Origin of the sequence: Caulobacter sp. NIBR2454 (assembly GCF_027474405.1) — a bacterium.
GTDB lineage: Bacteria > Pseudomonadota > Alphaproteobacteria > Caulobacterales > Caulobacteraceae > Caulobacter.
The window spans coordinates 864049-886855 of the sequence record NZ_CP114871.1; the positions used below are offsets into that span (position 1 = coordinate 864049).

Consider the following 22807-nt stretch of genomic DNA (forward strand, 5'->3'; position numbering starts at 1 on the left):
GCTCAGCTGGCGCGGCGGGCGGCCGTCAGCTGGCGGGTCTGCTCGACGATCCGGAAAAGGGTGGCGCGCACGGCGGCGGCGTCACCCTGTCGGGCCTGGGCCTCAAGTGCGGCGAGGTCGGTTTCGGCCAGGGCGGTCAGCGGCGCGCCGGGCACGGCTTCGAGGATGCCGGGCGCGCGGGCGCGGGCGACTTCACCGATATCGACCAACTCTTCGCTCAGTTTCTCGCCGGGGCGCAGGCCGACCACCTGGATCTCGATGTCGCGGTCAGGGACCAGGCCGTTGAGCTCGATCATCCGCCGGGCGAGATCGACGATCTTCACCGGTTCGCCCATCTCCAGAGTCAGAACTCCGGACTCCGGTTCGGCGGCGGTCGCCGACAAGGCGGCGGCGCGCAGGACCAGCTTCACGGCTTCGGGGATGGTCATGAAATAGCGTTCGACGTCCAGGTCGGTGATGGTCACCGGCCCGCCTCGTTCGATCTGGTGCTGGAACACCGTCGCAACCGAGCCTGCGGAGCCCAGGACATTGCCGAAGCGCACGACGCTGAAGCGGGTCGGGCCGGCGCTGGTGCGCACCAAGGTCTCGGCCATGCGCTTTGTGGCGCCCATGACGCTGGACGGGTCCACGGCCTTGTCGGTCGAGATCATCACCATGTGGTCGGCGCTGACAGCGCGCGCCGCCTCGACCACGTTGCGGGTGCCGAACACATTGGTCAGCACGCCTTCGCAAGGATGGGATTCCACCAGCGGCACATGCTTGAGGGCGGCTGCGTGGAAAACGATTTGCGGCTGCGCCTGTGCGAACCAGGTCGACAGGCGGGCGCGATCACGGATGTCGCAAAGCACCTCGTTCTGGGTCAGGCCGGGCCAGGCTTCGGCGATTTCGCGGCCGATCTGGAACAGGGCGCCTTCCGAGGAGTCGAGCATGGTCAGGCTGGCGGGCTCGCACCCGGCCACCTGACGGCAGATTTCCGAACCGATGGAGCCGCCGGCCCCGGTCACCAGCACGCGCTTGCCGGCCACCAGTTCGCGGGCGGCGCTCATGTCCAGTTGCACGGGCGTGCGGGCCAGCAGTTCTTCCAGGCTAATCTCGCGCAGGCCAGCCACAGACGGCCCCTTTGCGAACTCAACCACGCCCGGCTGGCGCAGCAGACGCACGCCTTCGCTCTTCAGGCGGCCCAGGCGTTCGGGGCCAAGCCCGGGGAGGCTGGCGGGATGGGACAGGAACAGTATGGCGGCCGGCGACAGGTTGCTCTCGCGCAGGCGCATCAGAACATCGTCGAACTGGGCCACGTCGCCCAGGACGCAGACGCCGCGGAACTCCTCGCCGATCTCCTTGGCGGTAGGTGAGACGACGCCGATGGGAGCGTAGGTCTGGCCAAGGGTGGTGGTGGGCGCGCGCAGGAAGGCGTCGGCCTCGTGCGCCTCGCCGACGATCAGCAGCGGCGCGCGGGTGGCGATATGGCCGCCGGTGAACACCTCGATCAGCGAGCCTTCGTGCGCGGCGCGGCGCATGATGCGCAAGGCGGCGAGGAAGCCAGGGTAGACCATCAGGGTCAGCAGCGCCGAGCGCCAGCCGCCGGGCAGGCCGACCGGCGTCGCCCAGACCACGAAGGTGAACAGGCTCATGGACAGGGCGGAGGAGCGCGCCAGACGCAGAATGTCGCCTAGGGCAACGAATCGCCACGGCGCACGCTCGATCTGAATGACCAGCTCGACAGCGGCGGCGCAGGCGGCGAATCCGAGGGCGGAGGCGAAGATGGCCGGCACCGGCCAGGTCCCGCCGACGCAGATGGCGCAGGATACGAAGGCCGCCAGGAACGCCAGGAAGACATGAACTGCGAACTTACCCGCTCGACCCACGCCGTGCTCCCGAACCTATGCCGTCCCGCCCGCGGCTCGCGGACTCGGGTTATGGATTAGCATGCGTTTTGTTCGCCGTCTCGCTTTTGTGTAAAGTAATTACTTTACACGCGCTTCAGGAGAAGCGCCTGAGCGACCTCTCCGATAGTTGCAGCGGGCGCGCTCACAGGCCGAACCAGCAGGGCGTCAGCCTGGGCGAAGATCGTGACCAGCGACGATTCCTGATCGGAGAAGGGGCGAACGCGTAGCACGCCGTCGTCTCCCGGTTCCAGCCGAGCGCGCATCCAATGTTCGCGTGGACCGTTGGCGGGCAGAGGTTCGGCAAGCACCGCGGCGACCATGTCTGGCCCCGGCGTGGCGCCCAGGAGGGTCTGGATCAGCGGGCGCAGGAATAGCTCAGCGCAGACAAAGGCCGACGCCGGATTGCCGGGAAGGCCCAACACAAGACGCCCGTCCGCCAGCTTGCCAAACCAGGTCGGCTTGCCTGGGCGGACCTTCACCGTCTCCACATCCAGCTGAAGACCAAGGCGGGCCAGGGCGGGCTTGGCCAGGTCGTGATCGCCTACCGAAGCGCCCCCCATCAGGACGATGAGGTCGGGGGAGAATTCGGCGACAGGGGCGGTGACTGGAGCGGTGATTTCGATGACTTGAGCGACTATGGCGTCAGCGTCGTCGCCGATGAGGGGATAGCCTCGCGCCTCCGCGCCCCATTGGCGGGCCAGAGCCAGCAGGCCCGCCGAGCCCGAGTCGAAAATCTGCCAGGGGCCGGGCTCGCCGCCAGGAGCGACGACCTCGTCGCCGCCGGTCAGGATAGCGATGCGCGGACGGCGGGCTACGGTCAGGGCGTCGCGGCCAGCCGCAGCGGCCAGCGCCAGTCGCCAGGGCGTCAGAACATCGCCCTTGTGCAGCAGCACATCGCCGGCCTGGAAGTCGCCGCCGCGCGGGCGGACATAGGCGGGGGCGTCCGCCGCGCCTTTCGGCGTCAGCAGGTCGCCGTCGCGGCTTGCCTCCTCCTGAATCACCACGCGGTCGGCGCCGGCGGGCACAGGGGCGCCGGTGAAAATGCGGACGGCCTCGCCCGCCTGCAGGGTTGTAGGATAGCCGTGACCGGCGGCGCTTTCGCCGACGATGCGCAGGGCTCCGCCGTTCAGGTCGGCGTTCCGCACCGCCCAACCATCCATGGCCGAGGCGTCGAAGGGCGGCTGGTCGCGACCAGCCGCCACGTCAGCGGCGAGCACACGCCCCGCGGCCTGATCGAGCGAGACCGTTTCGGGCGCGAGCGGATGGGCCCGCGCCAGCATGCGGCGGCGCGCCTCTTCGACGGTCAGGTTTTTGGGGTCAGCCGACGAAGGCGCGTTCGAGGACATAGTCCCCCGGCTCGGCGTTGGAGCCTTCCTTCATCCCGTGACTCTCCAGCAGGGCGGCAAGGTCCTTGATCATGGCCATGGAGCCGCAAAGCATCGCCCGATCCTGCTCGGGATCGAACTTGCCGCCCGGCAGGCCCAGTTCGCTGAACAGCTGGCCGCTCTCCACCAGAGTGGTGAAGCGGCCCGTTCGCTCGAAGGCCTCGCGGGTGACGGACGGGTAGTAGACGAGCTGGGTCTTGGCCTCGTCGCCGACCAGCGGGTCTTCGTGAATCTCGCTGGTGAAGAAGTCGCGATAGGCCAGTTCCTCGACCTCGCGCACGCCGTGAGCGACGATCACCTGTTCAAAGCGCGAATAGGCGTCGGGGTCGCGGGCGACGGAAAGCCAGGGCGCCAGGCCTGTGCCGGTGCCAAAGAGAAACAGGCGCTTGCCCGGCTTGACGGCGTCCAACACCAGGGTGCCGGTCGGCTTCTTGCCCAGCAGGATCTGGTCGCCTTCCTTGATCTGCTGCAGACGCGAGGTCAGCGGGCCATCGGGGACCTTGATCGAGAAGAACTCCAGTTCCTCGGCGAAGCAGGGCGACGCTATGGAGTAGGCCCGCAGGATCGGTTTGGCCTCGCCCAGCTCGGGGCGCGGCGGCAGGCCGATCATAACGAACTCGCCCGAGCGGAAGCGCAGCGAGGCCGGCCGTGTGATGGCGAAGCTGAATAGCCGGTCGGTCCAGTGCTTCACCCAAAGCACGGTCTCGACATGGTGCGCGCCGGTCGGGGCAGGAGCGGGGGAGGTCTGCAAAGCCGCGTCGGTCATGGCCGGTAAGGTTCCTTCGCGCCATCAAAGGCGAACGTGTCCTAGGGTCGCCGCCTACGGCCCTTCAGGCGGCGCACCCCTCATGTGATGCGCAGGCCCCGGATGTCAACTTGGCGCGTCCAGACTTGTGAATTGTCCAGGTTGTCAAAAATTGCTGTTCAGCTTTGCCGGTAACGTCAAAATATCCGTTGCCGACTCCAAAGGTGAGGCGCACAGTCGTCTTTGCTCCACCAGAGAGCGTAAAATATACGGAGGGATGGATGCGCGTAGCGTTGTTTAAGGGCGCGGCTGTCGCCGCGTTTTCGATCCTTGCCTTGTCAGCCTGCGGAAACGCCGGAACTGGGTCCCAGACCCAGGTCGCGGCCGTCGCGGGTAAAGCTGTCAACATTTCCGGCTGCGCACGGCCGGCGACCAACGCCTCGACCGGCGCCGTCTGCGTGGCGGTCCGTGGGCCGGGCGGCGTCATGTATGACGTCACCTCAGCTTCACCCGCTCCAGACCCGTCGAAGGGCGTCAGCGTCGCTGTAACGGGAATGGACAACGGCCAGGCATCCGACTGCGGCAAGGTCCTGACGGACGTGAAGTGGGAATATCTGAGCCTGCGCTGCTCGGCGTCAGCGCCGACCACCGTGGCGGCGGCGACCGAAACGACCGCCCCTTAAGCCCACCTTGGAGAAGCGGCCCGGCGTTCACGCGCCGGGCGTTGCTTCGCCTGATCCAGGATCGGTGGCGGTCTCGCCGCTGTTCTGGCTGGACTTGGATCCAGCAGGCTCGCTCGCCGGGCGAGGCGGCTCGCCGTCGCGGCCAGGCTTTAGGTTCTCATTCTCCGTCTCCCGATCGGACGGACGGTCTTGGTTTGTCGTGGGCGAGCCCATGGTGGTTTCCTGGTACAGGGGAAGCTGTCTCCAAAACGCGCCTGCAACGCCCTTCGATCCGTGCGCCAATCTGTCTTCGGCGCGGGTCCGTTCCCCTTGCTCCGCGTCCATGTCGCTGCTAAACGAGCCGGCTCCGGCGAATGAGCCGAGCGCGCCGGAAGGCTGAACCGCTTTCCGGCGCGCTGTTCATTGTCCGGAGGACTGCGGTGAAAGCCGACGTCTAGGAGTGTAGCTCAGCTGGTAGAGCATCGGTCTCCAAAACCGAGGGCCGGGGGTTCGAGTCCCTCCACTCCTGCCACTACCTATATGAAGAGCCGGCTACGCCCCGCGCGCAGCCGGTCATGTCAGTACTAGAAGGTCGCGAGCCGCTAATGGCCAGGAAACCGGGATCGAGCCCGTCAGCGATGAAGGCCCGCGCCGCCAAGACGGCGGCGGCGATGGCTCCTGCTGGTCAGGCCTCCGCGCTGAAGGCCGAGGCGCCGAAAAAGCGTGTCAGCCCGCTGCAGTTCTTCGAGCAGGTTCGCGCCGAAGGCCGCAAGATCACCTGGACCTCCCGCAAGGAGACCTGGATCACCTCGGTGATGGTTTTCATCATGGTGGTGATGACCTCGATCTTCTTCTTTGTGGTCGATTGGATTCTGCGCACCGGCGTGTCGCAGATCCTCGCCCTGGTGAACGCAGGATAAGACGATGAACGATCAGACGGGCGGCTCCACCTCGAACCCGAACCACAAGTGGTACATCGTCCACGCCTACTCGAACTTCGAGAAGAAGGTCCGTGACAGCATCCTCGAGCAGGCCAAGTCGCATGGCCTGGAGGACAGCTTCTCCGAAATCCTGGTTCCCACCGAGGACGTCGTCGAGATCCGCCGCGGCCGCAAGGTCAACGCCGAGCGCAAGTTCTTCCCAGGCTACGTGCTGGTGAAGATGCACCTGACCGACGAAGCCTACCACCTCATCAAGAACACCCCGAAGGTCACCGGCTTCCTCGGCGCCCAGGGCGGCTCCAAGCCGACCCCCGTGCCGGAAAAGGAAGTTCAACGCATCGTCGGCGCCATCGAAGAGGGCGTCGAGCGCCCCAAGCCCACCGTCTCCTACGAGATCGGCGAGCAGGTTCGCGTCACCGACGGTCCCTTCGCCAGCTTCACCGGCTCGGTTGAGGACGTGGACGAAGAACGCGCCCGCCTGCGCGTCACCGTGTCGATCTTCGGCCGGGCGACCCCGGTCGAGCTGGAATACAATCAGGTCGAGAAAACCGCCTGATGACGAAATTCCCCGCGGCCTAGGCGGCGGGGATGAAACGGACAGCTTTCGGGCTGTCCATCAAATCCGTGGGAGGGCCGCCAAGCCCGGACCACGGCTCAACCGGCCGGAATTCCGGCCACCGAGGAGACTATGGCAAAGAAGATCCTGGGCTATATCAAGCTGCAGGTGCCCGCCGGCTCCGCCACGCCTTCGCCGCCCATCGGGCCGGCGCTGGGTCAACGCGGCGTGAACATCATGGGCTTCTGCAAAGAGTTCAACGCACGGACCGAAAGCGTCCAGAAGGGTACGCCCCTGCCGACCGTGATCACGGTCTATCAGGACAAGTCGTTCACCTTCGTGACGAAGACCCCGCCGGCCACCTTCTTCCTGAAGGAAGCCACGGGCCTGAAGTCCGGCGCCAAGCTGACCGGTCGCGAGACCGTCGGCTCGATCACCCGCGCCCAACTGCGCGAGATCGCCGAAAAGAAGATGAAAGACCTCAACGCCAATGACGTTGAAGCCGCGGCCCGCATCATCGAGGGCTCGGCCCGCGCGATGGGCCTGAAAGTGGTGGAGTCCTAAGTCATGGCAAAGCAACCCAAGCGCATCCAAGCCTGGACCGGCGACCGCGACAGCAACCTCGCGCTCGACGAAGCCATCAAGCTGGTGAAGGCCAACGCCACGGCCAAGTTCGACGAGACGATCGAAATCTCGGTGAACCTGGGCGTCGATCCCCGTCACGCCGACCAACAGGTCCGCGGCGTGGTCAACCTGCCGTCGGGCACGGGCCGTGACGTTCGCGTCGCCGTCTTCGCCAAGGACGCCAAGGCTGACGAAGCCACCGCGGCCGGCGCGGAACATGTCGGCGCTGAAGATCTGTACGAAAAGATCAACGGCGGCTTCATGGACTTCGACCGCGTCATCGCGACCCCCGACATGATGGCCCTCGTCGGCCGTCTGGGTAAGGTGCTGGGCCCGCGCGGCCTGATGCCGAACCCGAAGGTCGGCACCGTGACGCCGAACGTCGGCCAAGCGGTCAAGGACGCCAAGGGCGGCGCCGTCGAGTTCCGCGTCGAGAAGGCGGGCATCGTCCACGCCGGCATCGGCAAGGCCTCGTTCACCGACGACGCCCTGAAGGCCAACGTCGTGGCTCTGGTCGACGCGCTCAACAAGTCCAAGCCCTCGGGCGCCAAGGGCATCTACGTGAAGCGCATCAGCCTGTCCTCGACCATGGGTCCGGGCTTCAAGATCGACGCGGCTTCGGTCGTCGCCTAAGCGACAACCGACCGTGGCAAGATCAGGGGGCGGGGCCGTAAGGCTCCGCCCTTCTTTGTGCCAGGGTTCAAGGGAGCGCAGGAGCCGCCTGTGCGCTCAGCGCTTTGAGCCGTTGGTCGCATTCTTCAAAGCCCCCAACGCTGGGTCGTTGAGCCGAGCGTGACGGATGAATAGGCCCAAACTCAGTTTCGTGAGTTTGCGGCATGTTCAAGTCAGTGTTCCGGCCGGCCGCCGGCGCGTTCTGCACGATCGTCATTGCGCTGGTCTGCTACGGGTCGCTGCGTGTGGCCCTCGCAACCTGGTCCTTGGAGACCGACACCACCAATCTGGCGTTGCTCGTGGACGATGTAGGCGAGCACGGCCTGTCGGCCCTCGGCGGGCGTCGGTACACGGTGGACAACTGGGTTTTCTCCCTAGCGCCGCTCTTCGCCGGCGTGTTGGCGGCTTTCCCCCGCTCTCCCATGGCCGTGCTGGTCGTGGGCTGGCTGTTGTCTGTCGCCGCCGCGGCCCTGGCGGCGGTGCTGGCCACGCGGCTTTGCGACAAGCGCCTTGCTTGGCCGGCGTCGTTTTTGACCTTCGTGGCGGCGGCGGGAAGCAATCCGGAGACCTTGGGCGCCTATGGGTTCATGACCTATCCGGCGACGCACAACATCACTGTGGTCGGGGGGCTTACAGGCCTGCTCGCGGCGCACGCCTATGTCCGCGACGGCAAGATCGCCTGGCTGGGCGTGTCCGCCGTGTTGATCCTGCTGGCGACGCTTTCAGATCCTTGGGGCTTGGCGGCGTTCGTCGCGCCCCTGGTCCTTGCGGGGGCGCTGGCCGCCCGGTTCGGCGCGTCGAGTCGGCTTGCGCGGCGCCTCCATGCCGTGGCCGCAACCTTCATCGTCGTCGGGGGGCTTTGCTACACCCGCGTTCTGGGCCTGCTGGATTTCCTGCCTCACGCCGAAGTCGTCCTGGCGCCGCCGGAGGTCATAGCGTTCAACATCAAGCGCGGCCTGGTCGCTCTGAGCCGAATGTTCAACCTGGCGCCCTGGACCTCGGGTCTGGGAGGGCCGGCCAGCCGTGCGGCCGCACTTATCGATCTTGGCGCGCTGGCGGTTCTGGCGGGCCTGCTGATCATCGCCTTTTGGAGGCGCTGGGCGCAGATCGGGGCCGACGCCAGATTTCTTGTGGCGGCCGCCGTCCTCTCCTGCCTGGGGGTGCTTTCGTCCTTCGCGATCTTCATCTTTCCAGAAGGCGACTGGGTCGGACGGCTGTTTTTGAACCTTGCCGTCCTGGTCCCAGCCTTGTTGATCGCTATCGCCTGCAACCTGCCTGAAGGTCGGCTGAAACGCCCGGTTCAGGCCTATGGCGCCCTTCTTCTGTTGCTGGCCATCCTGTCTGGGCCGCTCGGCCGGCCCGCTTCCTGGTTCGCCCCTTTGCCCGAGCCCAATGCGCAAGGAGCCCGAGCCTTTGGCGCCTTCTCAGCCGAGCATGGATTGACCAAAGGCTATGGCCCTAGGGAGCTTCGGATCGAAGGCGCAACCTGGCTGTCCAACGGTGCGCTGAAGGCCTATCCGGCGGTGTTCGACGGGCGGGTCTGGCGCCAAGGACCGCACCAGAGCGCCGCCCTGTGGTATGCGCCGCCGGCGAGCCCAGGCGCGCCGGAATTCCTGGTCGTCGGCGAGGGCATGGCGGGCTGCCCGGAGCTGCAGTTGTGCCTGGACGCGGCGCAGCGTCAGTTCGGTCCCTGGGCGCGGCGGCTGGAATTCGTCAGCCCCTATGAGGAGCGGGCCACAGTGCTGGTCTGGCCGTCCTCGATCACCGCCAAGATCAAACATTAGGAGCGACGAACAGGGGTCATGGCGCTTTGTCTAGATCCTTGTAATGCCGGAAAATCCCCATCTCGCTGAAGGGCAGGCGTCGTTCGCTTTCCAGATAGGCCTTGATGTTGGGCTGGTCGGCGACCCGCACCGCCAGGGCGGCCAGCTTGGGCGTTTCCTTCAGCACCTTCTTGGCGGCCTTGGGGAAGGCGTAGAGCAGGCCCTGAACCACCTGGAAGGCCGACAGGTCGGCATAGGACAGCTTGTCTCCCACCAGCCACTGATCGCCGGCCGGATTGGCCGCCAGGATCATCTCCAGCCAGCCCAGGAACTTGGGAATGCGCTGCTTGCGGAACTCCTTGGCCCGCTTGGCGGCCTCCTTCTTCTGGTCCTCGTAATAGAGGCTCAGACCGACGGGGTGATGGCTGTCGTGCGCCTCGGCCGTGAGGTCGGCGATGGTCAGCTGAATCTGGTGGGCCCATAGCCGGTCGGCTTCGGCCTTGGGCGCGAGTTTCAGCTTGGGGCCGAGATACATCAGGATCGCCGCGGTCTGGCCCACCACGATGTCGCCGTCCTTCAGGAAGGGCGGGGCGAAGGGCGGTCGGGAGCCAGCCTCCCCCTTCAGGAAGGGGAGCAGAGCCTGGGCGCCCTGGCCGTTCTTCTCGTCGCCCCGACCGATATCGACATAGTCCGCGCCGGCCTGTTCCAGCGCCAGGCGCACGAATTCGCCCCGCCCCTGGATGCCTGGCCAGTAGTAGAGTTCGTAAGCCATCGGGATCTCCTGTCACGAGCCTGGCGGACGCCATGAGGCGCGCGGGGTTGAGTCCTATCAGGTTTTCCTCTATACGCGCCGCTTCCGTCGCCTGGGTTCGCCCGTGGCGGCGAACCTGTCCGAGAACAGTGGGGCGCCGGGGTCACCGGAGCCATAACTGGAAAGAGCCCTTTCCAGCCGCCGGGAGACGGGGAAGCAGAGAGTTCTGCACGCACCATTCCGTTCCTGACGGGTGAGCGCGCGGCTCGTGCATCCTTCGGACAGTCGAGACCGACCAAGCGCGATGGGAGCGATCCCGCCGTCGCGAAGTCAATTTCGGCGTCCGGATGGTCCGGCCGCTGTAACTGAGTAGGAGACCGCAATGGACCGCGCTCAAAAGCAAGAGTCGATCGAGACGCTCAAGGGCGTCTTCGCTGACTCCGGCGCTGTCGTCGTGACCCACTATATGGGTCTGACCGTTGCGGAAATGACCGACCTGCGTCTGCGCCTCCGCAAGGAAGGCGCCGCGCTGAAGGTGGTGAAAAACACCCTGGTGCAAAAGGCCCTGAACGGCTCGGCAGGTGAAGCGGGCGACGCCCTCTTCGTCGGCCCCGTCGCCATCGCCTACGGCGCCGATCCGGTGTCCGCCGCCAAGGTCGTCGCCCAGTACGCCAAGGAGAACGACAAGTTCACCATCGTTGGCGGCATCCTGGGTCAAACGACCATCCTGGACGAGAAGGCCGTAAAGGCCCTGGCGACCCTGCCCTCGCTCGACCAGATCCGCGGCCAGCTCATCGGTCTGCTCAACGCCCCCGCGACCAAGATCGCCGGCGTTCTGCAAGCTCCGGCGGGCCAGCTCGCACGCGTCTTCAACGCTTACGCCACGAAAGACGCCGCGTAAGCGGACTGTCAGTCATCTCCCCAACATCCCTCATCCTCTAAGGAACTATCATGTCCAAGCTCGATAAGATCGTCGAAGACCTGTCCGCCCTGTCGGTTCTGGAAGCCGCTGAGCTGTCCAAGCTGCTCGAAGAAAAGTGGGGCGTCTCGGCCGCTGCTCCGGTGGCCATGGCCATGCCGGCCGGCGGTGGCGCTGGCGCCGCTCCGGCTGAAGCCGCTGAAGAGCAAACCGAGTTCACCGTCGTCCTGACGAGCGGTGGCGACAAGAAGATCAACGTGATCAAGGAAGTTCGCGGCGTTCGTCCGGACCTCGGCCTGAAAGAAGCCAAGGACCTGGTCGAAGGCGCTCCGCAGAACGTCGTCGAAAACGTTTCGAAGCAAGTCGCCGAAGAAACCAAGAAGAAGCTCGAAGAAGCCGGCGCCACCGTCCAGATCAAGTAATCTGGTCGGCGTCAGCTCTGACGCTATCGAGAACGCCCCTGGAGCGATCCAGGGGCGTTTTTCGTGTTCGGCGAGCATCGTTTTGACAACGGCTTCGCTGTGCGGTTAACGCATTGTGAACCATGTACGACGCCGAGCTCCAGCCGTTCAACGACCCCGCCTCGAAGGCCTCGCGCTTTCGCCGGGCCCGCACGCGGCTGGTCGCCGAGCTGATCGAAAAGACTTTCGCGGCCGAAGGGCGATGCCGGATCATCGACCTTGGCGGAGAGCCTGACTACTGGCGGCTTTTCGACCGCGCCCTCCTGGAGCGCTGCCGGGTCCAGATCACCTCGGTGAACATTCAGGGCTTCATCTCGCGCGATCCGATGATCCACAGCATCGAGGGCGACGCCTGCGATCTGTCGCAGTTCGTCGATGGCTCTTTCGACCTGGTTCATTCCAACTCAGTGATCGAGCACGTGGGCGACTGGGCGCGCATGACCGCCTTCGCCGCAGAAGTCCGCCGTCTGGCGCCGCGCTACTACGTCCAGACCCCGTACTGGGGTTTTCCGTATGAGCCGCATTTTGGAAGCTGGTTCTTCCATTGGCGCAGCGAACAGTCCCGGGCCAAGGCCATGCTGAAGCGACAGCATGGGTACGAGAAGAAGGCCGCCGACATGGGCGAGGCGATGGCCACGGTGCAAAGCGCCCGCCTGCTGGACAAGGCGCAGTTCCGCTTCCTGTTTTCCGACGCTCGTTTCCCGGATGAGCGGATCGCGGGGCTGACGAAGTCCCTGATCGCGATCCGCTCCTAGGAGCCTACTTCCGGGGCGCGAGGATGTCGTCCAGACGCGCCGGGGTTCCCTCGATCCGCTCCAGCGCCGGGTAGCGCAGGCCCTCGGCATAGGGAATCTGGACCGTGCGGTAGCGCTCGGCGGTCTTCACCAGCAGTTCGATCGGAGCCTTGGAGGTCTTGGCGTCCTTGATCGCCGCCTTCAGGCGATCGCCGTCATAGGCGATCCCGTTGACAGCGATGATCTGGCCGGCGTTGGTCAGGCCCGCCTTGAAGGCCGGTCCTTCCCACTGCACGGCGCTGAGCTTGCCTTCCGCGCCGACCACCACGCCCAGGGAGTAGGTCAGGTCGGTGATCTTGCGACGAGACTCGTTGGCCTTGAAGTAGGCGGTCGGCGTGTCCCGGTAGACAAGGCGGTAGCCGCCGCGCGTCAAGCCGTCGAGCGGGGCCTTGGGCGTCACGTCATAGATGCGGGCCTTCAGGAATCCGGCCCAGTCGTGCGCGACCACCTTGTTCAAGGCCGCGACCACGTCATCGAATTCATAGGTCAGCGGCACATAGCTGCCGTCGAACTTGCCCTCGGCGCCGAGGAAGACCTTGGCGAAGTCGTCGAGGGACTTCTTCCCGCCGGTCTTCTCACGGATCAGGGTGTCGGCGTCGAGCCAGACGAGCTGGCCCTCGGAATAGTAATCCTCGCCCCGCTGGAAACTGGTCCAGGGTTCAGGCTTGCGGGCGATGGTGATGGGGTCGTTGGTGGTGTCCAGCACGGTCCGCCAGGTACGACCGACGCGCGCCTCAAAGGTGGCGGCGGTGGATGCGATCGCCTCCAGCGTCTCCTGCTTGGTCAGCAAGCCCGAGCGGGCCGAAAGGACAAAACCCCAGTACTGGGTCTGTCCCTCATAGACCCACAGCATGCTGTTGCGCATGGGGACCGAATAGTCCGGTGTGAACAGGTCCGCCCCGCGGCGGAACTTGCCGTTCCAGGAGTGGGTGTACTCGTGGGGCAGCAGGTCGCGATTGGCGGCATGCTTGTCCCAATCGGTGAAATAGGTCGGCGGCACGCCGTTCTCGCTGGAGCGGTGGTGCTCCAGGCCGATGCCGCCCATGCGGTCGGTCAGCGACAGCAGGAAGTCGTACCGGTCATACTGGCGCGTGCCGTAGAGCTTGTCCGCCTGCTTCACCAGATTGCGGTGCTTTTCAATCTGCTCGGGCGTGGCGGCGAGCAGTTCCTCGCGGTCGGCCACGACGTTCAGCTTCACCGGGCTGCGGCCGCCGGGATCGAGATCGAACTGGCGATAGTAGCGGCCGGCGAACATGGGGCTGTCCACCAGCGTCTCGAACGACACCGGCTTGAAGGTGGTGACGCCATCGGCGGCGCCCGCCACATCGAGGGCGACGCCGAACTTCCACTGCTCCGGCAGGCGCAGGGCCAGTTCCACCGGAATCTGGCGGGTGAACCACCCGGCCGGATAGAGGGCCAGCTGATTCCACTGCAGGTTCATCATCTCGTTGGTGACGACGATGCGGCCCTGGTCGGTGTTCACGGGCGAGACGAACTGGAACTCGACCTCCAGCGCCGTCGCGCCCTGCGGCACCTCCACATGGTAGGCGAAGACCTCCACCGGATCGCGGGTCCAGGCCACGCGCTGACCGTTGGCCGTGATCACCAGACCCGCGACCTTGTCCACGGGACCGCGTGGGGCGTGATTGCCCGGCAGCCATTCCGGATAGAGCAAGGTGAAGGGGCCGGCCCTGTCCACGGGGATCGACTGTTTGACGCGGACGATGCGGCGGTCGGTGTCGGTGGCGTCCACGAACAGCTTCATCGTGCCCGGATAGGGGACGTCCTTGGCGGCCGGGATCGGCGGTGTCATCGGAGCGGGCTGGGGCGGCGGGTTCTGCGCGGCCCACGCGATGGAGAAGGGGGCGGCGGACAGAGAGAGCGACAGGGCCGATGCGGCCAAAAGGACTGCTTTCATGAGGCTGGACTTAAGCGTAAGTTCTCCAGATCGGAAAGCGCCGTCTCGGCGACCCGGAATCCGTCAGGATTCTGCGGATAGCCCCTTGGCTTATCCCCGCTGCGGGATTATATCCGCGTGCTTCAAAAGAGATTCGATGGGGATAGGTGCGTCTTGCGCACAGGTCCTCTTTCGCTTCCAGCCCCGAGGCGCGGTCCTGGCCCTCTGACCAGCGCGAAGGGGAGCCCTTTGAATTCAAAGGGCTTTGTCACCGTGTCCTTCGCCCGAAAGGGCGGCGAGGGTGGACACACCGACAAAAAGCCGAAGCCCGGATTCTAGTTCCGGGCCTACAGGGAACATCAATGGCGCAATCGTTCACCGGCAAGAAGCGGATCCGGAAGTCTTTCGGCCGCATCCCCGAAGCCGTGCAGATGCCGAACCTCATCGAGGTTCAGCGGTCCTCCTACGAACAATTCCTTCAGCGCGAGACCTATAGCGGTCAGCGTCGCGATGAAGGGATCGAGGCGGTCTTCAAGTCGGTGTTCCCGATCAAGGACTTCAACGAGCGTTCGGTCCTCGAATACGTCTCGTATGAGTTCGAAGAGCCCAAGTACGACGTTGAAGAGTGCATTCAGCGCGACATGACCTATGCGGCGCCGCTGAAGGTCAAGCTTCGCCTGATCGTCTTCGAAACCGAAGAAGAGACCGGCGCCCGCTCCGTCAAGGACATCAAGGAGCAGGACGTCTACATGGGCGATATCCCGCTCATGACGGACAAGGGCACCTTCATCGTCAACGGCACCGAGCGCGTCATCGTCTCGCAGATGCACCGTTCGCCCGGCGTGTTCTTCGACCACGACAAGGGCAAGACCCACGCCTCGGGCAAGCTGCTGTTCGCCGCCCGCGTGATCCCGTACCGCGGCTCGTGGCTCGACTTCGAGTTCGACGCCAAGGACATCGTCTACGTCCGTATCGACCGTCGCCGCAAACTGCCGGCCACGACCTTCCTCTATGCCCTGGGCATGGACGGCGAAGAGATCCTGACGACCTTCTACGACGTCGTTCCCTTCGAGAAGCGCGAAGGCGGCTGGGCCACCCCGTACAAGCCGGAACGCTGGCGCGGCGTGAAGCCGGAATTCCCGCTGATCGACGCCGACACCGGCGAAGAGATCGCTCCGGCCGGCCAGAAAATCTCGGCGCGTAACGCCAAGAAGTTCGCCGACGCGGGGCTGAAGACCCTGCTGCTTCGTCCGGAAGCCCTGACGGGCCGCTACCTGGCGCGCGACGCGGTCAACTTCTCGACCGGTGAAATCTATGCCGAAGCCGGCGATGAGCTGGATCCGGCGTCGATCGAAGCCCTGGCCGAACAAGGCTTCTCGACTATCGACGTGCTCGACATCGACCACGTCACGGTCGGCGCCTACATGCGCAACACGCTGCGCGTGGACAAGAACACCCTGCGTGAAGACGCGCTGTTCGACATCTATCGCGTCATGCGTCCGGGCGAGCCGCCCACCGTCGAAGCGGCCGAGGCGATGTTCAAGTCGCTGTTCTTCGATTCCGAACGCTACGACCTGTCTTCGGTCGGCCGCGTGAAGATGAACATGCGTCTGGAGTTGGATGCTTCCGACGAGATGCGCGTCCTGCGCAAGGAAGACGTTCTGGCCGTCCTGAAGCTGCTGGTCGGTCTGCGTGACGGCCGTGGCGAAATCGACGACATCGACAACCTGGGCAACCGTCGCGTCCGTTCGGTGGGCGAGCTGCTCGAGAACCAGTACCGCGTCGGCCTGCTCCGCATGGAGCGCGCCATCAAGGAGCGCATGAGCTCGGTCGATATCGACACGGTCATGCCGCACGACCTGATCAACGCCAAACCCGCGGCGGCGGCGGTGCGTGAATTCTTCGGCTCCTCGCAGCTGTCGCAGTTCATGGACCAGACCAACCCGCTGTCGGAAATCACCCACAAGCGCCGCCTGTCGGCGCTTGGCCCTGGCGGTCTGACCCGCGAGCGCGCCGGCTTCGAAGTCCGCGACGTTCACCCGACCCACTACGGCCGCATCTGCCCGATCGAAACGCCGGAAGGCCCGAACATCGGTCTGATCAACTCCCTGGCGACCCACGCCCGCGTGAACAAGTACGGCTTCATCGAGAGCCCGTACCGTCGCGTGGTCGACGGCAAGCAGCAGGAAGAAGTCGTCTACATGTCGGCCATGGAAGAGGCGAAGCACGTCATCGCCCAGGCCAACATCAAGCTGGCCGATGGCACGATCGTCGAAGACCTGGTCCCTGGCCGCATCAACGGCGAACCGACGCTCCTGCAGAAGGAGAACGTCGACCTGATGGACGTTTCGCCCAAGCAGGTCGTCTCGGTCGCCGCGGCCCTGATCCCCTTCCTCGAAAACGATGACGCCAACCGCGCCCTCATGGGCTCGAACATGCAACGTCAGGCCGTGCCGCTGGTGCAGTCCGACGCGCCGCTGGTCGGGACCGGCATGGAAGGCGTCGTGGCTCGTGACTCGGGCGCTGTGGTCGTCGCCCGCCGCACCGGCGTGGTCGAGCAGATCGACGGCACCCGGATCGTCATCCGCGCCACCCAGGAAGCCGATCCGAACAAGCCGGGCGTCGATATCTATCGCCTGAGCAAGTTCCAGCGCTCCAACCAGAACACCTGCATCAACCAGCGTCCGCTGGTCCGCGTGGGCGACAAGATCAACGCCGGCGACATCATCGCCGACGGTCCGTCGACCGAGCTGGGTGAACTGGCCCTGGGCCGCAACGCGCTCGTCGCGTTCATGCCCTGGAACGGCTACAACTTCGAAGACTCCATCCTGATCTCAGAACGCATCGTCCGCGACGACGTGTTCACCTCGATCCACATCGAGGAATTCGAGGTCATGGCCCGCGATACGAAGCTTGGTCCGGAAGAGATCACGCGCGACATCCCGAACGTGGGTGAAGAAGCCCTGCGCAACCTCGACGAAGCCGGCATCGTGGCGATCGGCGCGGAAGTGCAGCCGGGCGACATCCTGGTCGGCAAGGTCACGCCGAAGGGCGAGAGCCCGATGACGCCGGAAGAAAAGCTTCTGCGCGCCATCTTCGGTGAAAAGGCTTCGGACGTCCGCGACACCAGCCTGCGCCTGCCCCCGGGCGTCGCCGGCACGATCGTGGAAGTGCGCGTCTTCAACCGTCACGGCGTCGACAAGGACGAGCGCGCGCTCGCCATCGAACGCGCCGAAATCGACCGCCTGGGCAAGGACCGCGACGACGAGTTCGCGATCCTGAACCGCAACATGACCGGACGTCTGCGCGAGCTGATCGTCGGCAAGACCGCCGTCTCGGGTCCCAAGGGCCTGAGCCGCGGCGAAGTCACCGCCGAGAAGCTGGGCGAGATCCAGCCGGGCCTGTGGTGGCAGATCGCCCTCGACGACGAAAAGGCCATGGGTGAGCTGGAGGCCATGCGCCGCCAGTTCGACGAAGCCCGCAAGCGCCTGGACCGTCGCTTCGAGGACAAGGTCGACAAGCTGCAGCGCGGCGACGAACTGCCTCCGGGCGTCATGAAGATGGTCAAGGTCTTCGTGGCCGTGAAGCGCAAGCTTCAGCCGGGCGACAAGATGGCTGGCCGTCACGGCAACAAGGGCGTCATCTCCAAGATCCTTCCGATCGAGGACATGCCGCACTTGGAAGACGGCACCGCCGTCGACGTCGTGCTGAACCCGCTGGGCGTGCCTTCGCGCATGAACGTCGGTCAGATCTTCGAAACCCACCTCGGTTGGGCTGCGGCCGGTCTCGGCAAGCAGATCGCCGGCCTGCTGGAAGCCTGGCAGAACGGTGGCCAGAAGGCTGAACTGACCAAGCGTCTGGGCGAGATCTACGGCGATCACGAGGACCTGCCCGAAACGGAAGAAGAGCTGGTCGAACTGGCCCGCAACCTCTCCAAGGGCGTACCTTTCGCGACCCCGGTCTTCGACGGCGCCCACATCGGCGATATCGAAGATCACCTGCGGATGGCGGGTCTCGACGCATCGGGTCAGTCGATTCTGTTCGACGGCCAGACCGGCGAGCAGTTCAAGCGTCCGGTCACGGTCGGCTACATCTACATGCTGAAGCTGCACCACCTGGTCGACGACAAGATCCACGCCCGCTCCATCGGTCCGTACTCGCTCGTCACCCAGCAACCGCTGGGCGGCAAGGCGCAGTTCGGCGGTCAGCGCTTCGGGGAGATGGAGGTGTGGGCTCTGGAAGCCTACGGCGCCGCCTACACCCTGCAGGAAATGCTGACGGTGAAGTCGGACGACGTGGCCGGCCGTACCAAGGTCTACGAGTCCATCGTGCGCGGTGACGACACGTTCGAAGCGGGCATCCCCGAAAGCTTCAACGTGCTGGTCAAGGAAATGCGCTCGCTGGGCCTGAACGTGGAGCTGGAGAACAGCTGATCAAACAGCCCCTCCCTCGCCCAGGCGGGGGAGGGGACCTGATCGCCCTCTCCAACCAGAAATTTCGCGGGAGTCCCCGCAGAAGGAACCAAGATGAACCAGGAAGTCCTGAACATCTTCAATCCGGTCCAGGCCGCTCCGACCTTCGACCAGATCCGTATCTCGCTCGCCTCGCCGGAAAAAATCCGGTCGTGGTCGTTCGGCGAGATCAAGAAGCCCGAAACCATCAACTACCGGACCTTCAAGCCGGAGCGCGACGGCCTGTTCTGCGCTCGCATCTTCGGCCCGACGAAGGACTACGAGTGCCTGTGCGGCAAGTACAAGCGCATGAAGTACAAGGGCATCATCTGCGAAAAGTGCGGGGTTGAAGTCACCCTCGCGCGCGTTCGCCGTGAGCGTATGGGCCACATCGAGCTGGCCTCGCCGGTCGCCCACATCTGGTTCCTGAAGTCGCTGCCGTCGCGTATCGCCCTGATGCTCGACATGCCGCTGAAGGACATCGAGCGCGTTCTGTATTTCGAATACTACATCGTCACCGAGCCGGGCCTGACCTCGCTGAAGCAGCACCAGCTGCTGTCGGAAGACGACTACATCCGCTGCCAGGACGAGTTTGGCGACGACAGCTTCACCGCCGAAATCGGCGCTGAAGCGGTCCAGGGCCTGCTCAAGGCCATCGACCTGGAGAAGGAAGCCGAGCGCCTGCGCGAAGAGCTGGCCGGCACGCCTTCGGAAATGAAGCAGAAGAAGGCGTCCAAGCGCCTGAAGATCATCGAAGCGTTCATGGAGAGCGGCAACCGTCCCGAGTGGATGGTGCTCACCGTGGTCCCGGTGATCCCGCCCGAGCTGCGCCCGCTGGTGCCGCTGGACGGCGGCCGCTTCGCCACGTCCGATCTGAACGACCTCTATCGCCGGGTCATCAACCGTAACAACCGCCTGAAGCGCCTGATCGAGCTTCGCGCGCCCGACATCATCATCCGCAACGAAAAGCGGATGCTGCAAGAGTCGGTCGACGCCCTGTTCGACAACGGCCGCCGCGGTCGCGTGATCACGGGCGCCAACAAGCGCCCGCTGAAGTCGCTGGCCGACATGCTGAAGGGCAAGCAAGGCCGCTTCCGTCAGAACCTGCTCGGCAAGCGCGTCGACTATTCGGGCCGTTCGGTCATCGTGGTCGGCCCCGAGCTGAAGCTGCACGAGTGCGGCCTGCCCAAGAAGATGGCTCTGGAGCTGTTCAAGCCGTTCATCTATGCGCGCCTGGACGCCAAGGGCCTGTCGGGCACCGTCAAGCAGTCCAAGCGCATGGTCGAGCGCGAGCAGCCGCAGGTGTGGGACATCCTCGAAGAGGTGATCCGCGAGCACCCGGTTCTGCTGAACCGCGCGCCGACGCTTCACCGTCTGGGCATCCAGGCGTTCGAGCCCAAGCTGATCGAAGGCAAGGCCATCCAGCTTCACCCGCTGGTCTGCGCCGCCTTCAACGCCGACTTCGACGGCGACCAGATGGCCGTTCACGTCCCGCTAAGCCTCGAGGCCCAGCTGGAAGCGCGCGTCCTGATGATGTCGACGAACAACATCCTGTCGCCCGCCAATGGTCGCCCGATCATCGTGCCGTCGCAGGATATCGTGCTCGGCCTGTACTACCTGTCCATGTCTCGCGAAGGCGAGCCGGGCGAAGGCAAGATCTTCGGCAACCTGGGTGAGATCGAGGCGGCTCTGGACGCCAAGGTCGTCAGCCTGCACTCGAAGATCAAAGCGCGCTTCACCGAGATGAACCCGGAAGGCGTCGTCACCACCAAGGTGATCGACACCACGCCGGGCCGGATGAAGATCGCCGCCCTGCTGCCGCGCAACGCCGCGATCGGCCACAAGCTGATCGAAAAGCCGCTCACCAAGAAGGAGATCGGCAACCTGATCGACGTGGTCTATCGCCACTGCGGTCAGAAGGCGACGGTGATCTTCGCCGACCAGCTGATGGGTCTGGGCTTCAAGGAAGCGGCCAAGGCCGGCATCTCCTTCGGCAAGGACGACATTATCATCCCGAAGCGGAAAGAGGCGATCGTCGCCGAAACCCGCACTCTGGCTGAAGAGTACGAGCAACAGTACGCCGACGGCCTAATCACCAAGGGTGAGAAGTACAACAAGGTCGTCGACGCCTGGGCCAAGGCCACCGATCGCGTCGCTGACGAGATGATGGCCGAGCTTCAAACGAAGCATAAGGACGAGAACGGCCGCGAGAAGGAAATCAACGCCATCTACATGATGGCCCACTCCGGCGCTCGTGGTTCGCAAGCCCAGATGAAGCAGCTCGGCGGGATGCGCGGCCTGATGGCCAAGCCCTCCGGCGAGATCATCGAGACCCCGATCGTCTCGAACTTCAAGGAAGGCCTGACCGTTCAGGAGTACTTCAACTCCACCCACGGCGCCCGTAAGGGTCTGGCCGACACCGCGCTGAAGACCGCCAACTCGGGTTACCTGACCCGTCGTCTGGTGGATGTAGCGCAGGACGCCATCATTACCGAGGAAGACTGCGGCACGACCAAGGGCATCACCCTGAAGGCCGTCGTCGAAGGCGGTGACGTGCTCGTCTCGCTGGGTCTGCGCATCCTGGGCCGCTTCACGGCCGAGGACGTCAAGAGCCCGGACGGCGATCTGGTCTGCCCCGCCGACACCTATGTCGACGAGAACATGGCCGACGCCATCGAGGCGGCCGGCGTTCAGTCGGTGAAGGTCCGTTCGGGCCTGACCTGCGAAGCCAAGATCGGCGCCTGCGGCTACTGCTACGGCCGTGACCTGGCGCGCGGCACCCCGGTGAACATCGGTGAAGCTGTCGGCGTCATCGCCGCTCAGTCGATCGGTGAGCCCGGCACCCAGCTGACCATGCGGACCTTCCACATCGGCGGCACCGCCCAGGTGGCCGAGCAGTCGTTCTTCGAAAGCAGCAACGACGGCGTGGTTCGCATCACCGGCGGCGCCACCGTCCAGGCCCCCGACGGCGGCCTGGTGGTCATGAGCCGCAACCTGACCATCACCGTGCAAGTCGACGGCAAGGACCGCGAGTCCTACAAGCCGCCGTACGGCGCGCGCCTGAAGGTCAAGGACGGCGAGAAGGTCAAGCGCGGCGTCCGCCTCGCTGACTGGGACCCGTACACCAACCCGATCATCACCGAAGTCGGCGGCCGCATCCGCGCCGAAGACCTGGTGGAAGGCTTCTCGGTCCGTGAAGAAACCGACGAAGCCACCGGCATCGCCAACCGCGTCATCATCGACTGGCGCGCCTCGACCCGCGGTTCGGACCTGCGTCCGGCCCTCGGCGTCCTGGACGGTGAAGGCGGTTACAAGCGCCTGAGCAACGGCGGCGAGGCTCGTTACCTCCTGCCGGTCGGAGCCATCCTCTCCGTCGGCGACGGCGATGAGGTCAAGCCGGGTGAGATCATCGCCCGTATCCCGACCGAAAGCGCCAAGACCCGGGACATCACCGGTGGTCTGCCGCGCGTCGCCGAACTCTTCGAAGCCCGCCGTCCCAAGGACTGCGCGGTCATCGCCGAGATGGACGGCCGCGTCGAATTCGGCCGCGACTACAAGAACAAGCGCCGGATCAAGATCACGCCTGAAAGCGCCGATGGCGAAAAGGGCGAACCGGTCGAGTTCCTGATCCCCAAGGGCAAGCACATCGCCGTCCACGACGGGGATTTCGTGACCAAGGGCGAGTACATCATCGACGGCAACCCGGATCCGCACGATATCCTGCGCATCCAGGGCATCGAGGCGCTGGCCGACTTCCTGGTCAATGAGATCCAGGAGGTCTACCGACTGCAGGGCGTGCCGATCAACGACAAGCACATCGAGGTGATCGTTCGCCAGATGCTGCAGAAGGTCGAGATCCTCGAGCCGGGCGACACGGGCCTGATCCGTGGCGACCACCTGGACAAGACCGAAGCCGACGCCGAGAGCGCCAAGGCCGAGGCCCGCAAGGGTCGCCCGGCTGTGACGCAACCGGTTCTGCTGGGCATCACCAAGGCCTCGCTGCAGACCCGCAGCTTCATCTCCGCCGCTTCGTTCCAGGAAACGACGCGCGTGCTGACCGAAGCTTCGGTTCACGGCAAGACCGACACGCTGGAAGGCCTTAAGGAAAACGTGATCGTGGGTCGTCTGATCCCGGCGGGCACGGGCTCCTACCTGCGTGGCCTGCAACGCGTCGCAGCCAAGCGCGACGAAGCCCTGGCCGCGTCCCGCGAACAGGCGATGGAGCCGCTGCCGGCCGAGATCGCCCTGGCGGAAGAGGCTGCTCCGGCCGAATAGGCCGGGCGCGAGCCTTCAGACCAAA

The 22807-nt window shown here is 65.1% G+C and carries 16 protein-coding genes and 1 tRNA gene; 12 read left to right on the forward strand and 5 right to left on the reverse strand.

The annotated features are described in order from the left end of the window. Window positions 1-2: 2 nt before the first annotated feature. The 3 genes from O5K31_RS04275 to O5K31_RS04285 form a co-directional block, all read right to left on the reverse strand. A complete protein-coding gene (locus O5K31_RS04275; RefSeq protein ID WP_269716085.1) occupies window positions 3-1865 on the reverse strand; it encodes a polysaccharide biosynthesis protein in 1863 nt (620 codons plus the stop codon). A gap of 104 nt (window positions 1866-1969) precedes the next feature. Further along, window positions 1970-3232, reverse strand: coding sequence for a molybdopterin molybdotransferase MoeA (locus O5K31_RS04280; protein WP_269716086.1), 1263 nt, complete (start codon window positions 3230-3232; stop codon window positions 1970-1972). Continuing rightward, window positions 3204-4037 carry a ferredoxin--NADP reductase gene (locus O5K31_RS04285; protein ID WP_269716087.1) on the reverse strand — a complete coding sequence of 278 codons (834 nt, stop codon included), beginning with the start codon at window positions 4035-4037 and terminating at the stop codon, window positions 3204-3206. Before O5K31_RS04285 ends, O5K31_RS04280 begins: the two co-directional genes overlap by 29 nt. Window positions 4038-4297: 260 nt before the next feature. Here O5K31_RS04285 and O5K31_RS04290 point away from each other — a divergent pair, with 260 nt between their 5' ends. The 7 genes from O5K31_RS04290 (at window position 4298) to O5K31_RS04320 (ending at window position 9255) form a co-directional block, all read left to right on the forward strand. Then, a complete protein-coding gene (locus tag O5K31_RS04290) occupies window positions 4298-4699 on the forward strand; it encodes a hypothetical protein (RefSeq protein WP_269716088.1) in 402 nt (133 codons plus the stop codon). A gap of 435 nt (window positions 4700-5134) precedes the next feature. Beyond that, a tRNA-Trp gene (locus O5K31_RS04295) sits at window positions 5135-5210 on the forward strand. A gap of 73 nt (window positions 5211-5283) precedes the next feature. Further along, a complete protein-coding gene (gene secE, locus O5K31_RS04300; protein WP_269716089.1) occupies window positions 5284-5598 on the forward strand; it encodes a preprotein translocase subunit SecE in 315 nt (104 codons plus the stop codon). Between the two features lie 4 nt (window positions 5599-5602). Beyond that, window positions 5603-6175, forward strand: a complete 573-nt coding sequence (gene nusG, locus O5K31_RS04305) for a transcription termination/antitermination protein NusG (RefSeq protein ID WP_269716090.1) — start codon at window positions 5603-5605, stop codon at window positions 6173-6175. A 132-nt stretch (window positions 6176-6307) separates the two neighbouring features. After that, window positions 6308-6739, forward strand: a complete 432-nt coding sequence (rplK, locus tag O5K31_RS04310) for a 50S ribosomal protein L11 (protein WP_269716091.1) — start codon at window positions 6308-6310, stop codon at window positions 6737-6739. Between the two features lie 3 nt (window positions 6740-6742). Beyond that, on the forward strand, window positions 6743-7432 hold the full coding sequence (gene rplA, locus O5K31_RS04315) for a 50S ribosomal protein L1 (protein ID WP_269716092.1): 690 nt from the start codon (window positions 6743-6745) through the stop codon (window positions 7430-7432). A gap of 203 nt (window positions 7433-7635) precedes the next feature. Continuing rightward, the gene (locus tag O5K31_RS04320; RefSeq protein ID WP_269716093.1) at window positions 7636-9255 is read left to right on the forward strand and encodes a hypothetical protein; all 1620 of its coding nucleotides are present in this window, start codon (window positions 7636-7638) and stop codon (window positions 9253-9255) included. Between the two features lie 16 nt (window positions 9256-9271). On the opposite strand, the gene O5K31_RS04325 is transcribed toward O5K31_RS04320, so the two are convergent. Then, the gene (locus tag O5K31_RS04325; protein ID WP_269716094.1) at window positions 9272-10006 is read right to left on the reverse strand and encodes a glutathione S-transferase; all 735 of its coding nucleotides are present in this window, start codon (window positions 10004-10006) and stop codon (window positions 9272-9274) included. Window positions 10007-10367: 361 nt separating this feature from the next. On the opposite strand from O5K31_RS04325, the gene rplJ reads away from it, so the two are divergent. The 3 genes from rplJ to O5K31_RS04340 all read left to right on the forward strand — a co-directional run bounded on the left by rplJ (window position 10368) and on the right by O5K31_RS04340 (window position 12120). Further along, complete coding sequence (rplJ, locus tag O5K31_RS04330) at window positions 10368-10886, forward strand: 50S ribosomal protein L10 (RefSeq protein WP_269716095.1); 519 nt, start codon at window positions 10368-10370, stop codon at window positions 10884-10886. Window positions 10887-10936: 50 nt separating this feature from the next. Continuing rightward, window positions 10937-11326, forward strand: coding sequence for a 50S ribosomal protein L7/L12 (rplL, locus tag O5K31_RS04335; protein ID WP_269716096.1), 390 nt, complete (start codon window positions 10937-10939; stop codon window positions 11324-11326). 122 nt (window positions 11327-11448) lie between these two features. After that, window positions 11449-12120: a class I SAM-dependent methyltransferase gene (locus tag O5K31_RS04340; protein ID WP_269716097.1), complete on the forward strand. Its 672-nt coding sequence runs from the start codon at window positions 11449-11451 to the stop codon at window positions 12118-12120. Between the two features lie 4 nt (window positions 12121-12124). On the opposite strand, the gene O5K31_RS04345 is transcribed toward O5K31_RS04340, so the two are convergent. After that, the gene (locus O5K31_RS04345) at window positions 12125-14077 is read right to left on the reverse strand and encodes a M61 family metallopeptidase (RefSeq protein ID WP_269716098.1); all 1953 of its coding nucleotides are present in this window, start codon (window positions 14075-14077) and stop codon (window positions 12125-12127) included. A 341-nt stretch (window positions 14078-14418) separates the two neighbouring features. Between O5K31_RS04345 and rpoB the strand changes: the two genes are divergently transcribed. Beyond that, a complete protein-coding gene (rpoB, locus tag O5K31_RS04350; RefSeq protein WP_269716099.1) occupies window positions 14419-18489 on the forward strand; it encodes a DNA-directed RNA polymerase subunit beta in 4071 nt (1356 codons plus the stop codon). A 93-nt stretch (window positions 18490-18582) separates the two neighbouring features. Further along, entirely contained in the window at window positions 18583-22782 is a 4200-nt protein-coding gene (gene rpoC / locus O5K31_RS04355; protein WP_269716100.1) for a DNA-directed RNA polymerase subunit beta', read from the forward strand. Window positions 22783-22807: the final 25 nt, after the last annotated feature.

What these genes read in the sequence shown, in the direction of transcription:
- O5K31_RS04280 (WP_269716086.1), bottom strand. Translation starts at nt 3,232, where the DNA reads ATGTCCTCGAACGCGCCTTCGTCGGCTGACCCCAAAAACCTGACCGTC.
- O5K31_RS04285 (WP_269716087.1), bottom strand. Translation starts at nt 4,037, where the DNA reads ATGACCGACGCGGCTTTGCAGACCTCCCCCGCTCCTGCCCCGACCGGC.
- O5K31_RS04290 (WP_269716088.1), top strand. Translation starts at nt 4,298, where the DNA reads ATGCGCGTAGCGTTGTTTAAGGGCGCGGCTGTCGCCGCGTTTTCGATC.
- secE (WP_269716089.1), top strand. Translation starts at nt 5,284, where the DNA reads ATGGCCAGGAAACCGGGATCGAGCCCGTCAGCGATGAAGGCCCGCGCC.
- nusG (WP_269716090.1), top strand. Translation starts at nt 5,603, where the DNA reads ATGAACGATCAGACGGGCGGCTCCACCTCGAACCCGAACCACAAGTGG.
- rplK (WP_269716091.1), top strand. Translation starts at nt 6,308, where the DNA reads ATGGCAAAGAAGATCCTGGGCTATATCAAGCTGCAGGTGCCCGCCGGC.
- rplA (WP_269716092.1), top strand. Translation starts at nt 6,743, where the DNA reads ATGGCAAAGCAACCCAAGCGCATCCAAGCCTGGACCGGCGACCGCGAC.
- O5K31_RS04320 (WP_269716093.1), top strand. Translation starts at nt 7,636, where the DNA reads ATGTTCAAGTCAGTGTTCCGGCCGGCCGCCGGCGCGTTCTGCACGATC.
- O5K31_RS04325 (WP_269716094.1), bottom strand. Translation starts at nt 10,006, where the DNA reads ATGGCTTACGAACTCTACTACTGGCCAGGCATCCAGGGGCGGGGCGAA.
- rplJ (WP_269716095.1), top strand. Translation starts at nt 10,368, where the DNA reads ATGGACCGCGCTCAAAAGCAAGAGTCGATCGAGACGCTCAAGGGCGTC.
- rplL (WP_269716096.1), top strand. Translation starts at nt 10,937, where the DNA reads ATGTCCAAGCTCGATAAGATCGTCGAAGACCTGTCCGCCCTGTCGGTT.
- O5K31_RS04340 (WP_269716097.1), top strand. Translation starts at nt 11,449, where the DNA reads ATGTACGACGCCGAGCTCCAGCCGTTCAACGACCCCGCCTCGAAGGCC.
- O5K31_RS04345 (WP_269716098.1), bottom strand. Translation starts at nt 14,077, where the DNA reads ATGAAAGCAGTCCTTTTGGCCGCATCGGCCCTGTCGCTCTCTCTGTCC.
- rpoB (WP_269716099.1), top strand. Translation starts at nt 14,419, where the DNA reads ATGGCGCAATCGTTCACCGGCAAGAAGCGGATCCGGAAGTCTTTCGGC.
- rpoC (WP_269716100.1), top strand. Translation starts at nt 18,583, where the DNA reads ATGAACCAGGAAGTCCTGAACATCTTCAATCCGGTCCAGGCCGCTCCG.